General features: G+C 64.7%; 12 protein-coding genes. 6 read left to right on the top strand and 6 right to left on the bottom strand.

All coding sequences use genetic code 11. The features are described from left to right. The first annotated feature begins 25 nt into the window (after positions 1–25). The 6 genes from ffh (at position 26) to tssA (ending at position 5,231) form a co-directional block, all read left to right on the top strand. Positions 26–1,384: a signal recognition particle protein gene (gene ffh / locus GPA27_RS04800; protein WP_169138143.1), complete on the top strand. Its 1,359-nt coding sequence runs from the start codon at positions 26–28 to the stop codon at positions 1,382–1,384. Positions 1,385–1,397: 13 nt separating this feature from the next. Beyond that, positions 1,398–2,168 carry an EI24 domain-containing protein gene (locus GPA27_RS04795; protein WP_169138141.1) on the top strand — a complete coding sequence of 257 codons (771 nt, stop codon included), beginning with the start codon at positions 1,398–1,400 and terminating at the stop codon, positions 2,166–2,168. A 3-nt stretch (positions 2,169–2,171) separates the two neighbouring features. Next, complete coding sequence (locus GPA27_RS04790) at positions 2,172–2,924, top strand: competence/damage-inducible protein A (RefSeq protein ID WP_169138139.1); 753 nt, start codon at positions 2,172–2,174, stop codon at positions 2,922–2,924. After that, positions 2,921–3,694 carry a M48 family metallopeptidase gene (locus GPA27_RS04785; protein ID WP_256222775.1) on the top strand — a complete coding sequence of 258 codons (774 nt, stop codon included), beginning with the start codon at positions 2,921–2,923 and terminating at the stop codon, positions 3,692–3,694. Before GPA27_RS04790 ends, GPA27_RS04785 begins: the two co-directional genes overlap by 4 nt. 14 nt (positions 3,695–3,708) lie before the next feature. Next, a complete protein-coding gene (gloA, locus tag GPA27_RS04780; RefSeq protein WP_169138135.1) occupies positions 3,709–4,092 on the top strand; it encodes a lactoylglutathione lyase in 384 nt (127 codons plus the stop codon). 74 nt (positions 4,093–4,166) lie between these two features. Continuing rightward, positions 4,167–5,231: a type VI secretion system protein TssA gene (tssA, locus tag GPA27_RS04775; RefSeq protein WP_211164832.1), complete on the top strand. Its 1,065-nt coding sequence runs from the start codon at positions 4,167–4,169 to the stop codon at positions 5,229–5,231. Positions 5,232–5,246: 15 nt separating this feature from the next. On the opposite strand, the gene GPA27_RS04770 is transcribed toward tssA, so the two are convergent. Genes GPA27_RS04770 through GPA27_RS04745 form a run of 6 tightly spaced genes read right to left on the bottom strand, consistent with a single transcriptional unit; the run spans position 5,247 to position 13,155 of the window. Next, complete coding sequence (locus tag GPA27_RS04770; RefSeq protein WP_169138132.1) at positions 5,247–6,029, bottom strand: OmpA family protein; 783 nt, start codon at positions 6,027–6,029, stop codon at positions 5,247–5,249. After that, positions 6,026–7,009 carry a type VI secretion system-associated protein TagF gene (gene tagF, locus GPA27_RS04765; RefSeq protein ID WP_169138130.1) on the bottom strand — a complete coding sequence of 328 codons (984 nt, stop codon included), beginning with the start codon at positions 7,007–7,009 and terminating at the stop codon, positions 6,026–6,028. Before tagF ends, GPA27_RS04770 begins: the two co-directional genes overlap by 4 nt. Next, the gene (gene tssM, locus GPA27_RS04760; RefSeq protein WP_169138128.1) at positions 7,006–10,776 is read right to left on the bottom strand and encodes a type VI secretion system membrane subunit TssM; all 3,771 of its coding nucleotides are present in this window, start codon (positions 10,774–10,776) and stop codon (positions 7,006–7,008) included. The genes tagF and tssM overlap by 4 nt, the downstream gene beginning before the upstream one ends. A gap of 3 nt (positions 10,777–10,779) precedes the next feature. Then, the gene (locus GPA27_RS04755; RefSeq protein ID WP_169138126.1) at positions 10,780–12,210 is read right to left on the bottom strand and encodes a hypothetical protein; all 1,431 of its coding nucleotides are present in this window, start codon (positions 12,208–12,210) and stop codon (positions 10,780–10,782) included. Positions 12,211–12,225: 15 nt separating this feature from the next. Then, complete coding sequence (locus GPA27_RS04750) at positions 12,226–12,492, bottom strand: PAAR domain-containing protein (RefSeq protein WP_169138124.1); 267 nt, start codon at positions 12,490–12,492, stop codon at positions 12,226–12,228. A gap of 51 nt (positions 12,493–12,543) precedes the next feature. Further along, complete coding sequence (locus GPA27_RS04745; protein ID WP_256222774.1) at positions 12,544–13,155, bottom strand: M15 family metallopeptidase; 612 nt, start codon at positions 13,153–13,155, stop codon at positions 12,544–12,546. Positions 13,156–13,622: the final 467 nt, after the last annotated feature.

Here is a 13,622-nt window from a genome sequence, read left to right as displayed (position 1 = left end):
TCCAAGGCCTAGGGCCCCAGCCAATATGCTCGACAATCTCACTCAGCGCCTCTCCAAGGTCGTCAAGACCCTGCGTGGCCAGGCACGCCTCACCGAAGACAATATCCAGGATGCAATGCGCGAGGTGCGCCTTGCGCTCCTCGAGGCTGACGTGGCTCTGCCTGTGGTCAAGGACTTCATCGCGCGGGTGAAGGAGAAGGCCGTCGGCCAGGAAGTCGTCGGGTCGCTGACGCCCGGCCAGGCCCTTGTGGGGGTGGTGCACGACGAACTGAAGGCCCTGATGGGCGGTTCCCACGTCGGTCTGAACCTCGCGACGCAGCCGCCGGCCGTGATCCTGATGGCGGGCCTGCAGGGCGCGGGCAAGACGACCACCACCGGCAAGCTCGGCAAGCTGCTGCACGAGCGGATGAAGAAGAAGGTCCTCGCAGTCTCGGCCGACGTCTATCGACCCGCCGCAATCGAGCAGCTGAAGGCGGTCTCCGCGCAGGCCGGGATCGATTTCTATCCGACGACGCCCGACCAGAAACCCGTCGATATCGCCCTCGCGGTCATCGATCATGCGCGTCGCCACTACTATGACGTAGTGCTGTTCGATACGGCCGGTCGGCTCGCGATCGATCAGGCGATGATGGACGAGATCAAGGCGATCCATGCCGCGATCAATCCCGTGGAAACATTGTTCGTGGTCGACGCGATGCTCGGCCAGGACGCCGTGAATACGGCGCGCGCGTTCAACGAGGCCTTGCCCCTCACCGGTGTCGTGCTGACCAAGCTCGACGGCGATGCGCGCGGCGGTGCGGCGCTGTCCGTTCGCCACGTGACCGGCAAGCCGCTGAAGTTCGCCGGCGTGGGCGAGAAGCTCACCGGCCTGGAGGAATTCCACCCTGAGCGCATGGCCAGCCGGATTCTCGGCATGGGCGACATCCTCGGTCTGGTGGAGGACGCGCGGCGCGGGGTCGATGAGGAGAAAGCGCGTGCCTTCGCCGAGAAGCTCAAGACCGGCAAGGGCTTCGACCTCAACGACTTCAAGGAGCAGATCGGCCAGATGCGCAAGATGGGCGGCCTTGCTTCGATGATGGACAAGTTGCCCGCGCAGTTCTCGCAGATGGCCGGAAAGCTTCAGGGCGGCGTTGAGGAGAAGGCGATCGGGCGGATCGAGGGCATCATCAATTCGATGACGCCACTCGAGCGCGCCAAGCCGGAACTCCTCAAGGCGAGCCGCAAGCGCCGCATTGCTGCCGGGGCAGGGGTGACCGTGCAGGAAGTCAATCGCCTGCTCAATCAGTTCGAGCAGACGCAGAAGGTCATGAAGCAGTTCTCCAAGGGCGGCATGCAGAAGATGATGCGCGGCATGAAGGGCATGCTGCCCGGCATGATGCGCTGAGCGGAGAAGGGCGATGCGCGAGATCCTGCTTGCGTTCGGTCGGGCGTTGCGCAGTCTCGGGCGAAAGGGAGTATTCATCCACCTCGTGTGGCCCAGCCTGGTTGCCCTGGTCGTGTGGATGACGATTGCCGTCCTGTCGTGGTCGACGCTGGTCGATACGATCGTGAGCTGGATCCAGGGATGGGCCTTTGTCGGCGAATGGATCGCGACGTCGGAGATCGGTGCGACTGCGACGCTGATCGTCGTCGAGATCGCCCTCGCGCTGGCGTTCCTGCCGCTGATCTACGTCACCGCGGCGCTTCTGGTCGCGGTGTTCGCGCTGCCGCTGATGCTCGAGCGGGTAGCGTTGAAGGATTATGGCGAGCTGGAGTTGCGTCGCGGCGGCTCGAACCTGGGCAGTGCGTGGAATGCAATCATCGCCGGGCTGCTGTTCCTGCTCGGCATGGTCGTTTCGTTGCCGCTGTGGCTGATACCCGGGGCGGGGCTTGTCGCGTCTGTCGTATTGACCGCGTGGTTGAACCAGCGTGCGTTCGGTTATGACGCTCTGATGCTGCATGCCGACCGTGAGGAACTCAAGCGGCTGCCGCGGGTGCAGCGGACGTCCATGCTCCTGCTTGGAGGAGGTTGCGCACTGCTTGCCTATGTGCCCTTCGTCAATCTCGTGGCGCCCGCGTTCTGCGGCCTTGCATTTGTCCATCTCATGCTCGAGGCGTTGCGGCGTGAGCGCATCGAACGGGGCGTAACCGTCCTCGATGCCCCGCCCGTGCCGCAGTCGCGGGAGTAAGGGATGGCGTTCGGCGCAATCATCATCGGCGACGAAATCCTGTCCGGCAGGCGCAGCGACAAGCATCTGGCAAAACTCGTCGAGATGCTCGGCGCGCGCGGACTCCGGCTTGCCTGGGCGCGTTACGTCGGCGACGACGCGCAGCGGCTCGTCGCGGCGCTGCGTGAAAGCTTCGCAACCGGCGATGTCGTGTTCAGCTTCGGTGGCATCGGTGCCACGCCGGATGACCGCACGCGTCAGTGCGCGGCGACCGCACTGGGCCTGGAACTCGCGCTGCATCCCGAGGCCGAGGCGATCCTGCGCGAGAAATTCGGCGCCGAGATTACGCCGCATCGCCTGCAACTCGGAACCTATCCGCAGGGCAGCGCGATCATCCCGAATCCGTACAACCAGGTACCGGGTTTTTCGATCCGCGGGCATCACTTCGTGCCCGGGTTCCCCGTGATGGCCTGGCCGATGGTCGAATGGGTGCTGGATACGCAGTTTCGTCACCTGCACCATGCAGATGACTACACCGAAGCGGCGATCACGGTCCTGGACGCGGTGGAAGGAAAACTGGTCGATCTGATGGAGTACGTGTCGACGGAGTTTCCCGATCTGGAGTTGTTCAGTCTGCCGAGCGTGCCGACTGCGCCGGGAGAGGTCCGGACCATCGAGCTCGGCGTGAAAGGCCCCGCCGCGAGCGTGGCGACGGCGATGGCGCGCATCCGTGCAGAGGTCGGTGCGCGCGGATACGCATGGCAGGAGAAGGCGTGAGCCGACTGGCCGGCCTGTTGCGCCAGTCACGCCCCGCGAGCGAGGAATCGCGCAGCATCCGTCTGGGTGAGCGGGATCTCGGATACGTGCTGCGGCGTTCTCCGCGACGCAGTTTCGCGCTGCAGGTCGATCACCGCGGTGTCCGTGTCGCCGTGCCATGGCCCGCGACGCAGGCGGAGATCGACAGTTTCATCCGCAGCCACCATGATTGGCTGCTCGGGAAGCTCGCCGTTCGGGTTCCGCCGGCCGTGATGATGGTCGAGGATGGCGCCCTGTTTCCGCTTCTGGGCGAGATGTGCCGCATGCGCCTCGGGCAGGGGGGGCGCTCGGCGCGCTGGCGCCTCGGTGCAGACGGCGTCGAAGAGCTTGTGTTACCCGACGGCCCGGGGGCACGCCAGGCGCTTGTCCGCGCCCTGCGGGCTCGCGCCCTGCCCTGGTTTGGCGAGCGCGTGGCGGAGTTCTGTTACCGCCTCGGCCATGCGGTGCCTGCGGTGCGTCTGTCGTCGGCCCGCACGCGCTGGGGGAGTTGCAGCAGCCGCAGCGGTATCCGGCTGCACTGGCGGCTGATCCATCTCTCGCCGACGCTTATCGACTACGTCGTCGCCCACGAGGTGGCACATCTCGCGGAAATGAACCACTCGCCGCGGTTCTGGGCCGTGGTCGACGCGCTGTATCCGGACTGGAAGGCCGCGCGCGTGCGTCTACGCGATGCCGGGCGTGCGTTGCCCGTTATCGATGGCGCCGATGCGGCGCTCATTGCCGAAGACTGAAGAGGACTGCTGAAATGAAACTGCTTCACACCATGCTGCGTGTCGGCGATCTCGATCGTTCCATCAAGTTCTACACCGAGGTGCTCGGAATGCGGCTGCTGCGCCGCCATGACTACCCCGAGGGGAAGTTCACCCTGGCCTTCGTCGGTTATCAGGACGAGTCCGAAGGGGCGGTCATCGAACTCACCTGGAACTGGGGCGTTGATTCCTACGAGATGGGCAATGCCTTCGGCCATATCGCGCTGGCGGTACCCGATGCGTACCGTGCCTGCGATGAGATCCGGGCACGCGGCGGGAAGGTGGTGCGCGAGGCAGGTCCGATGAAGCACGGCACGACGGTCATCGCCTTCGTCGAGGATCCGGACGGCTACAAGATCGAGCTCATCCAGCACGGCTGAAAACACTCCGGCATGCTGCCGGGGTTATTTCTTCGTCATGTAAAATGGCGGTTTGCCCTCAACCGGAACCGTCCATGGATTTCGATGCACTGCTTCGACCGTTAGCCGGCAATCGCTGCGGCGAAGATCTCACCTTCTCCGCGCTTTTCGACGAGATCCAGGAGGCGCGCCGCTGCGACGATCCTTCGGTGAGCCAGGGCGAATGGGTGAGACCGCTGAAGGAGGCCGACTGGCCGCGCGTTGCGCGTCTGTGTGAGGACGCGCTGGCATGCCGCGCGAAAGATCTCCGTGTCGCCGTCTGGTTGACCGAAGCCGTGGCGAAGACACGCGGATTTGCCGGCCTTGCCGACGGCTATCGGCTGGTGGCCGGACTGTGCGAGAAGTATTGGGACGAGATCCATCCGCTTCCCGACGATGGTGACCAGGAGATGCGTGCCGGCAATCTCGATTGGCTGGTGACCCAGTCTCGCCGCATCATTCGCGACACGCCCGTGACCGATTCGATACGCGGGCGGTTCTCGACGGCGGACCTGGAATCCGCACGCAATCTGGCGGCCAGCCTGGAGCGCAACCCGCAGGACGCGGAATTCCTCATGCGCGCGGCGCCGGTGACGCTCGACCAGTTTGAAGCGGCGCGCCAGGATACGCCCCGCGAATTTTTCGTCCGTCTGGCGGGGGAGGCGGAAACGGCAAGGCAGGCGCTGGACGAGCTCGAACGGGTCGTGGATGCCAGGCTCGGTCTGGATGGTCCAGGTTTCGACGACCTGCGCCAGGCCCTGATCGAGGTGCATGACACCCTGCGGCGCTTCGGCGGCGATGCCCCGGCCCCGACCGCGCAGTCGCGCGCTGTATTGCCCGGAGAAAGTGGGTGGAACCTGGGGGGCGAGCCTGCATCCGGCGACGCAGGCCCCGGGCCGATTGCAACGCGTGCCGATGCGATAGCGCGGCTTCGGGAGGTGGCGGATTTCTTCCGGCGCACCGAGCCCCACAGTCCGGTGGCCTACCTAGCCGACAAGGCGGCGCGCTGGGGCGAGATGTCGCTGCACGAGTGGCTGCGGACCGTGGTCAGGGACGACGGGGCGCTCTCCCATGTCGAGGAGTTGCTCGGGCTCGTGACCCAGGAAGCGCCGGGACGCTGAACGGCCCGGCAGGGCTCATTCGGCGAGCCGGAATTCGATCCGGCGATTGCGCGCGCGGCCTTCCGGCGTGTCGTTCGGCGTCACCGGCCGGTCGGGTCCCGCACCCAGTGCGCTCAGGCCCGCCGGCGGGATACCCTTGCCGGAAAGATAGGTCTTGACCGCGTCGGCTCGGGCGAGGCTCAGCGTGATGTTGGTCATGCGGTTTCCGGTGGAGTCCGTATGCCCGATGATGTCGACGCGGGGGCGATCGAGTCTGGCAATGGCTGCCGCCATTTCGTCGAGAATGGCGATGCCGGTTGGCGTCAGGATTGCGGATCCGCTTTCGAATTCGACGACACGATCCGCGAGCGTCTGATCGAGCAGCGCCTGGGCGCCGGCTGGCGCGTGCAGGCCGTTATTCACCGTGTAGGTCGGGTTCAGCGCAGTCGCAATCTCGCTGGCCACTTGCTGCCGGCGCGATTCGTTGGCGACGTTGCCGCTGATTGTGACCTGGGTTCCGTTGACCTCCAGCTGTCCCTGGCGCACGTTGCGGATGCTGTTACCAAGCGTCTTCACGACGTGGCCGGTCCAGTCGGGTGGGGAGACCACCCCCCCCGAATCGAGGCGGTCGATGACCTTGTCGGCTCCATAGAGGTCGCGCAGGCGCGAAATGATTGCCACGCGTGCGTTCTCGTCGGGTACCGTTCCGGTGACGTACACCATTCCGTCCGGTGCGGGGGTTTGCGTGGGCTGTGCGCTCATGCCTGCCGTGGCATAGAGCAGTCCGGCCGCGAGTGCTGAACTGAACTTCAAGATCATTCTCCGAGAAATACTTCCCTGAAGGTGGAGAGCGCTGTGGCGAGGGTCGTCCCGGGCTGCGCGAGATAGCTCGACAGCTTGGCGATTCCGTAGTCGCTGGTCAGGTCGGGATGCGTGTCTATCCATTCGGGGGCTTCGAGGCTCACGACGGCGTCGGGCGCGCTCCCGTGCGAGATCAGGCTGACGAGCGGCAGTGGCGACGCGCCGTTGAAACCGACGACGAGCGTATTGCGTCCGGCAACCGGCGCCTGCAGCAGCTGGAGTTCGCAAGGGGTATTCCTGAGGAAGCCGCTGATGAGGTTCACCCAGACCTGTGCCAGTGCGTCACGCAGCCTGATCTCGCTCGGCAAGGGCAAGCGCAGGCCGCGTTCGATCGTCGGCCTGTCGCTGCCGAGCAGCGGTCGCAGCAGCACGCCGAGGGACAGGATGATGCGGCGCGTGCTTCCAGCGTGGCCGTCGTGTCCAAGCAGGCGGTCGATATCCGCAATGGTGATTGAATCGGGCATCGCGTCGGTGCCGGACGGTTGTGCCATGTGCGCGAGTTCCTGTGCGCAGTCGATGCGAGCGAGGGCGTGCAGCATGGAGGCAGGTTCGTCGGCCGATCGGGCAAGACCGACGAGGTGCCCGAACTTTTCCCAAAGCGACGATAGGGCCAGGGGCCCGGGGTGGACATGCCCGGCCTCCGACTCGATGGTCGACGCGACGAGGAAGGGAAAGCGTCGCGAGGACGCGTCATGGCTCGACTGAAGGTGGCCGACGACCGAGAGGCGGCTGCGCGGCCCGACAAAGGCGAAGTGGACGGGGCTCATGTTGTCGTATGGAATCCGCCAACGGGGATCGGCCGACAGCAGGTTCATGCTTTCCGAGATCCAGCGGTCGAGCATCGCGATCAGTTGTGCCGATCCCCCGCCCTTCACAAAATCGCCGCGCGCCGGCAGCTTGCCGAAATAGCCAGTGGCGTGAATGGTGGAGCCCTTCATGGCCGACTCCCCCGTTCCTGAGTCGTGGCTGCGAGTTTGGTGGGGCTTCCGGCTTCGGCGCCGGCTTGTGCCTTCACTGTCTCGCCCGCCACGCTGGAGGGGAGGGGAGCATTGCGGTTGCCCTTGGCGCTGGTGGTCTTGCCCGTCTGCATGTCCGGGCTGCTTACGATCTTGAGTGTGACCGGTACCGAGACCTCGCCCATTTGCCAGATGAGGTTGAAGGAGCCGTCTGCATTGCGGGTTTGGGTGGCGGAGTTGATCAGCTTTTCGAGTCCGAAGCGCCCGCTGAAATTCGCGACCTCGAGTTCCTGCCCTTCGAAGGTCGTTGCGGTGACCCGTGCGCCCGGGGTCCCCGCCGGATTCGGCCACACGAAGGTTGCCCACTGGGCGGCCCCATTGCGGTAGCGCAGTCGTTGTCCGTCGATCTCGATTGTGTATTCGGTCGTGCCCGGCGAGGGCAGCGGCAGCAGTCTGAAGCTCGTCTGCGCAACCGCCGCCGCGTGTGTGGTGCTGCTGCCGTCCAGCGGCGCGACCCAGTCCGGGAAAGCGGCGAGGAAATCCGGCCGCAGGCGGATGCCGAGCTCGCCCCAGGTCCGTGCTTCGATATAGTCGCCGCGCCGCACCATCAGCGTCCCGATGCTTGTCGCGGCGTACTTCGAAATTGCGCCCTCCGGACCGAAGATCTGCGCGATTTCGGCCGGCGTAGCTTCTATGCCCGAGGTGGCGTCGAACGGATATTTCCCCGCAAGTTGTCGTCCGAATGGTTCATACACGTTGGCATTCCAGCTCTTGTCGAGTTCGCGCTCGGCCGGGCCAATCAGCGCCGCGAAGGTCTGCAGCAGGGGCCTCACGAGCAGCGGGCGGAGCACTTCGCGCTGGTTGTCGGGCATCCCCGTCAGCATCTGTTCGTCCACGAACCGCAGCGTGTCTGTGAGCTCCGAATTGCCGCCCTCGATCGTTTCGCTCATCAGCTTGACCGCGCCCGGACCCGCGTCGCCCTGATTGGCGAGGAGATTGAGGCGGGTCCGCAGTCCGGAGAGCCGGCGCAGGTAGAGGTCCAGGATCGATTCCCCGCTGTCCCGCCGCGCGAGCAGACGACTGAGGCCGACGAATTCCTGGCCGATGGCGCCCATCGGGCTGGCGGTCGTCGCCGTGGTCGAGGACACGTCGAGCGTGACCGGAGCGGGCGACATTCGCAGGATCGACTGCTTGAACCACTCGATGAAGCCCTTCTGCGCGCGCTCGGCTACGGCATGGGTCACCCCCGGATTGTCCCAGGCGGTCTGTTCATACACGGTGCGCAGCAGTTTCCCCAAGGGTGAGGCAGTCGCGTCGCCGAGGCGATTCATCGCTGCCACGGCGGCGGGGAAACCGTCGAACCCGGCGACGCCGATGCCGGAGACGAATTTCTGCCATTCCTGAGCGTACTCCTTCTTGTACATCGCCACGAGCATCTTCTGGATCTGCTCCGGGCTGCCGGCGAGGGACAGGTCGTCCTTCGCGCTGGTGTCCAGGACCCAGTCCGTACTGCGCAATTCTCCGGTGGCAGCGTCCTTGATGGCGGCGTCGACATAGCCTCGCCAGGCTTCGACGGTAAATGAACCCGATATCACGTGACTTCCGCTGACAAGAGCCGCGTCATCCGCGCCAGCGAGGTTTGCCACCGTTACCGGGGGGAAGCGGGTGGCCGCGCGCGCCTTGATGTCCCCATAGACGCGTTCGATTGCAGGCATGCCGCGAACCACGTGGCGCAGCGTCCCGCGTGTTTCGTCGATCACGGAAAGCTTCCCCGCGATGGTTGGCCAGTTGGCATCGTTCGCATGCTGCAGGTGGAAACTGATGATTCGCTCTGCGCTGCGCATCATTTTTTCCCGTGGCATGGAACCGCGATTGGCATCCAGCCAGGTGCGCCAGTAGCGGCTGAGCTGATCGGAGAAATGGCCGACCTCGGTGTGAGACTTGTCGCCCAGCATCAGATAGGTTTTCAGGGCGTTGTAGGCGTCCTCGACGCTGGTCGGTGTGGCTTCCTTGTAAGGTTGCCCGTTCGGAGACGCGTTGGCGGTTGTCTCCCGGTCGGCACTGTCGGTCTGTCGCAGATGGCCGGCGTTGCGATTGACTGCGGCAAGGAAGCCTTCGATGCTCTCGCTGATCGGACGGAGCATGATTTCGGTGATGCCCCGGTAATACTCTTCGAGCAGTCTGGATTTCACCTCCTTGCCCTGGAACAGACCGAGCCCGAGCGACCGGGAGGGCTCCCTTTCGAAACGCTCAAGCTGCGCAATGCGATCCTGAAGGAGTTCGAGCGCTTCGAGCCGTGACTGCAGGTCGATGCGCTCTTCCTGAAGGCGGACAGCCCGATCGAGGTCGGCGCGGACGTTTTCGACGAGGCTGCGATTGTTCGCGTACGACCAGCTCCAGCCTGCCAGCGCAACGCCCAGCAGTGCCGCCGCGGCCAGCGAGGTGGCGTGATGCAGGCGCTTCTTTCGCCTGCAGGCATAGTGCCGTACCAGGTTGCGGTCGGCGAAGATCACCTTGGAGAATAGGTCCTTCAGGAAGAAGCCGTTGTTCGATGCGATCCGGGCTGCGGCCGGACCTTCGCCCGAAAGCCCGAAGCGCTTTTCCACGCGGTCGCTGGAGCTGCTGGGCGTCTCTCCGCTCTGTATCGCCGAGGTGATGTAGAAGCCGCGGAAGATCGGTTTGAACTGGAAGGGATTTTCCTCGAACAGCGTGGCGATGAAGGAGCGCAGGACCGGCTTGATCGCCGCAAATTCGAGGGGAAAAGTGAGCAGTCCCGGTGCCATGCGCTCGCCGCGCGCAATCGACATCTGCGCAACGCTCATCTCGCGCAGCCCTTCGTAGAGTTCATCGAAGTAGCGGTCGAACAGCCCTAAGGCGTCATTGCTTCCGTTGGTCTCGTAGGGCAACGTGGCGCCCCACACGCGGTCGCGCTCGTTCCAGTCGACGTCCTGAAAGAATTCGTTGAACCCCGCGATGAGATCGGCCTTCGAGAACATCACGTAGATCGGCGCGAACACTTCCAGATGTTCGGTGAGTTCCTGTACGCGCTGTCGCAGGTTCTTGGCGAGCGTGATTGCGAAGCCCGGGGGATTGCGGAGCAGCTCGCCGATGCTCGCCGTGACGATGATTCCGTTGATCGGCGCGAGCGGTCGATTTGTTCTCAGCAGGTCGAGAAAGCCCAGCCATTCCTCGCGGTCTTCTTCATGGACGGAGTAGCGGCCGGCCGTGTCGAGGAGGATCCCTTCCGTGGTGAAAAACCAGTCGCAGTTGCGCGTCCCACCGAGTCCCTGCACGACGCTGCCTGCGGCATCGCCGAGGGGGAAGGTGAGCCCCGAATTGACTACGGCCGTGCTCTTGCCAGCCGCAGGGTTGCCGATCGTGATGTACCACGGCAGCTCATACAGCGCGGCGCGTCCGGAGACCAGTCCTAGCTTCGATGTCTTGATCGTGCGAATGGCTTCCTTCATGCGCCGCCGCAGGGTTTCGATTTCTGCCTTCGTCCGGCCTTCGCCATCGCCCGTCCGCGGATCGAGCATCCGTTCGAGCGCGGAAGCGGCGAGCGCGGCCCGGCGTCGCCGCCACGCCCAGACCGCGATCCAGATCGCGAGGAGGGCGCACGAGGCGATCGCTGCCCATATCAATGCGAGTTCCAGCGTTTCGGCGCCCAGCATGACGAAGGCCGCAAGGGCCAGGACGCCGATAAAGGAGAGCGTGCGCGAGTCGGTCAGAAAGGTGCGGATTGAATACATCGGTCAGGTGGCGTCAGGAGCGGAGGCTGGCGTTTGCGGGGGCGACATGGAAGCTAGCGGGCTGGCGTCGACGATCATGGCCGCGCGTGCATTAGGGGATTGACAGGTCAGGCACAGAGCGACGCCATCGGCCGCGTTGGCGGCCTCAGTGGCACAAAGCAGCGTGACAAGTCCGCCGATCGGCGAGGCAAAGCCTGTTGCGGGGCCGAGGCTGAGTGTGTCCGACAGTGGCTCGAGCGCGGGGAACCGTTCCGATAGCGTCCGAAGGAGCTCCTTTGTCACCGGGGCACGATGGTCTGCGTCGGCTAGCACTTTCGATATCTGTGCCGCGTCGAGGCGCGTATCGGCCAGGATGGTGTCGATCAAGCGTTCCAGGAGCGAACTATCGGTTCTTGCTCCGGCATCGCCAGCGCGCGCGCTTCTGCCCGATGCGGCGTGCGATAGGCGGGGAAATGGCTGGCGCCCGGCAAGGGCGGCTCCAGCAGCGTTCGCGAGCAACAGCACTGCGGCCACCTCGCCGGGAATCCGGCCATCCTGCGTGTTCGCGGTGAACAAATGCGATCCGGCCTCCCAGGTCGCGATCGTCTCCTCGCCGACATGTGACACGGCGCCCATCACGAGCACGATTGCCGGGGATTCCTGACGGTTCAGCTCCGTGATCAACTCGTCGATGGTCTCGAAGGCATGAGCGTCGTCCTGCAAGTGGCGAAATCGAACGTCTGCCCGGGCGATTCCGCGCGGAGCGAGGTGCTCGCGCCGTAGCCAGGCGGCCAAGTTTGCGCGGTGTTCGTCCGGCCAGTCCCGATCCGATAGCCAGAACACAGCCCGGATCGCTTCAGGATCGGGTGCGATGGATTCCGCGATTTCGTCAAGGGCGCGGGGGAGTGTCGTATGCAGCATTGCCAGCGCACGCCTGTCCTCATCACGGGCCATCCGGCGCATGTCGACGGAATGATCGTTCAGCGTTTCGTCGAGTTCTTCAGTCGCGAGATCGGCAACCCGCGCGGCGAATACGGGAAAGCCGTGCGCGTCGTGGAGGCGGTCGTCGAGCGGAGGCGTGCAACCTTCCTTGCCCGCATCGAGCACTTGCGCCGGATCCGAGCCGTGCGCGCACTGCAGTGCGAAGGCGATCAGGAGCGCATGCGGACGTTGCGTCGCACTGGACGCTGCAGACCCTGCGAGGGCGGTCGTTGCCTTTGCGAGGAGAGCGGACCCGTTCGCGTCGGTGCGGGGCGGAAGGCGAAGGTGTTCGATGAAGGTGCGCAGGAGCCAGAAGCCGCCAAGAAGTGTTGCCGGCAAGAGGACCAGATGCGTAGCGACGTCGATCGTGCTGGGTTCGTATCCCGCGGCCCGCCACCAGCCGAGGACGAGCGTCCAGACCAGTGTTGTCGCGAGAAGGACGAGAACGATGGGCCTCAGTGCGTAGGTGAACATGGGTGCGGCCCGTTCTCAGTCGACGGTGAGCGCCTGCGAGGCGATCAGGGTCGCGCCGCAGGCGGTCTTGTCGCCATGGCGCGCGGCCGGACGCCCGTCGATGAGGGTGGTCGGATCCCCCGTCGCAATGACAGTAACGCGGCCATGACCTTTGCGCGGGCAGGTCACCTGATCCCCAACGCGCGCAATGCCTTTCCCATTGCAGTCGCTGCTGAGTGAAGCGCCGATCACGGTGCCGCCGTGATCGGTCCGGTCGCCGATGACAATGAACGGACGTGCCATGCGGAATGGATCCTCGTAGTTGCTGGTGTGTTGTGCTGACGGGGCTGCGCTTCAGGAGCGCCCGTCGGGAAGGGCTTCACGCCGGCGCAGCTCTACGTGCCCCAGGTCCATCATCTTCCAGCGTCCGCCCCAGGTCAGGCCGGTTGCCTCCGCAAGGGCGCCATAGAGTTCGTAGCCACGCATGGCCCAGGGGTCGCGTTCGGAAATGACGAGTCTGCCGTCGCGCAGGAATGCGACATCGGCGGCGAGGCCGTGCTGGTGATAACTCATGTTCGGGCCGGCCTGGGTGACGGCTGGGCCGCGCAGCAGCAGTTCCGCCTGCCGTTCCGGGTTGCGATAGCCTTCGAGGAGTACCGCCTGGTAGCCATGCTGTTCGGCGAGCAGTGCGAACACGGTGAGCAGGCGTTGCCGGAACTGGTCGTCGAGCAGATTCCATTCGCGACTGGCGGACCCGAGCGATGGTCTGAGCATTTCGACTTCGGTCGTGGCAAAGACGGCGGGCGGAAGCGGAGGCGGGGGCGTGAGATGCTCGCCGCTCAGAAGCGCTGCGATCTTGCGGTCGGGGAGCGCGGTGTCCGGAGCGAACTCGAAGATCGCGCGTTGCGACAGGGTAATTACGACCAAGGGCGGAAGGACGGCGAGCGCGATGGCGGAAATTGCCACCGGGCGGTTTTCGATTAACGGGGTGGAAATGCCAGCGCCGCAGTTCCGCACAAGGCGAAAGCCTGCCAATACGCGCCTTGTGGCGTCGCGGAACATGCTGCGCAGTACGGCGGCGAATTCACGCGTGCGTGCAGCACCGCCAGTGAGAAACGTGCGTCGCCGCGCCGGATAGCGGATGAGCGCCAGTCCGATGCAGACGAGCGCGAAGTATGCGGCCGGGGCGGCAAACAATATTGGCGAAGTCACGGTGCCGGGGGTTGGGCAAGGAAATGCCTACGTCGTTAAAATCGACTATTATATATGAATATGTCGAATGGATTGGTGCTTGTGTATGTGTCATGCTTCTAACGGAACAGCAGTCGGGGCGGGTGCTCAAGCCGCGCCGAGTCTCTTTGCAGTCGCTGTGTGCGAGCCTGGCCATGGTGATGTTCGAATCCTCGACGAGCTATCCGGTGGCAGAAGAAGGG

This window comes from Aromatoleum toluolicum (assembly GCF_012911005.2).
In the GTDB taxonomy this organism is placed as follows: Bacteria; Pseudomonadota; Gammaproteobacteria; order Burkholderiales; family Rhodocyclaceae; genus Aromatoleum; species Aromatoleum toluolicum.
This window is presented reverse-complemented; position numbering and strand designations above follow the sequence as displayed.

Coding starts and splice junctions, on each gene's coding strand:
- gloA (WP_169138135.1), top strand. CDS start 3,709: ATGAAACTGCTTCACACCATGCTGCGTGTCGGCGATCTCGATCGTTCC.
- GPA27_RS04790 (WP_169138139.1), top strand. CDS start 2,172: ATGGCGTTCGGCGCAATCATCATCGGCGACGAAATCCTGTCCGGCAGG.
- tssA (WP_211164832.1), top strand. CDS start 4,167: ATGGATTTCGATGCACTGCTTCGACCGTTAGCCGGCAATCGCTGCGGC.
- GPA27_RS04750 (WP_169138124.1), bottom strand. CDS start 12,492: ATGGCACGTCCGTTCATTGTCATCGGCGACCGGACCGATCACGGCGGC.
- GPA27_RS04755 (WP_169138126.1), bottom strand. CDS start 12,210: ATGTTCACCTACGCACTGAGGCCCATCGTTCTCGTCCTTCTCGCGACA.
- ffh (WP_169138143.1), top strand. CDS start 26: ATGCTCGACAATCTCACTCAGCGCCTCTCCAAGGTCGTCAAGACCCTG.
- GPA27_RS04795 (WP_169138141.1), top strand. CDS start 1,398: ATGCGCGAGATCCTGCTTGCGTTCGGTCGGGCGTTGCGCAGTCTCGGG.
- tagF (WP_169138130.1), bottom strand. CDS start 7,009: ATGAAGGGCTCCACCATTCACGCCACTGGCTATTTCGGCAAGCTGCCG.
- GPA27_RS04770 (WP_169138132.1), bottom strand. CDS start 6,029: ATGATCTTGAAGTTCAGTTCAGCACTCGCGGCCGGACTGCTCTATGCC.
- tssM (WP_169138128.1), bottom strand. CDS start 10,776: ATGTATTCAATCCGCACCTTTCTGACCGACTCGCGCACGCTCTCCTTT.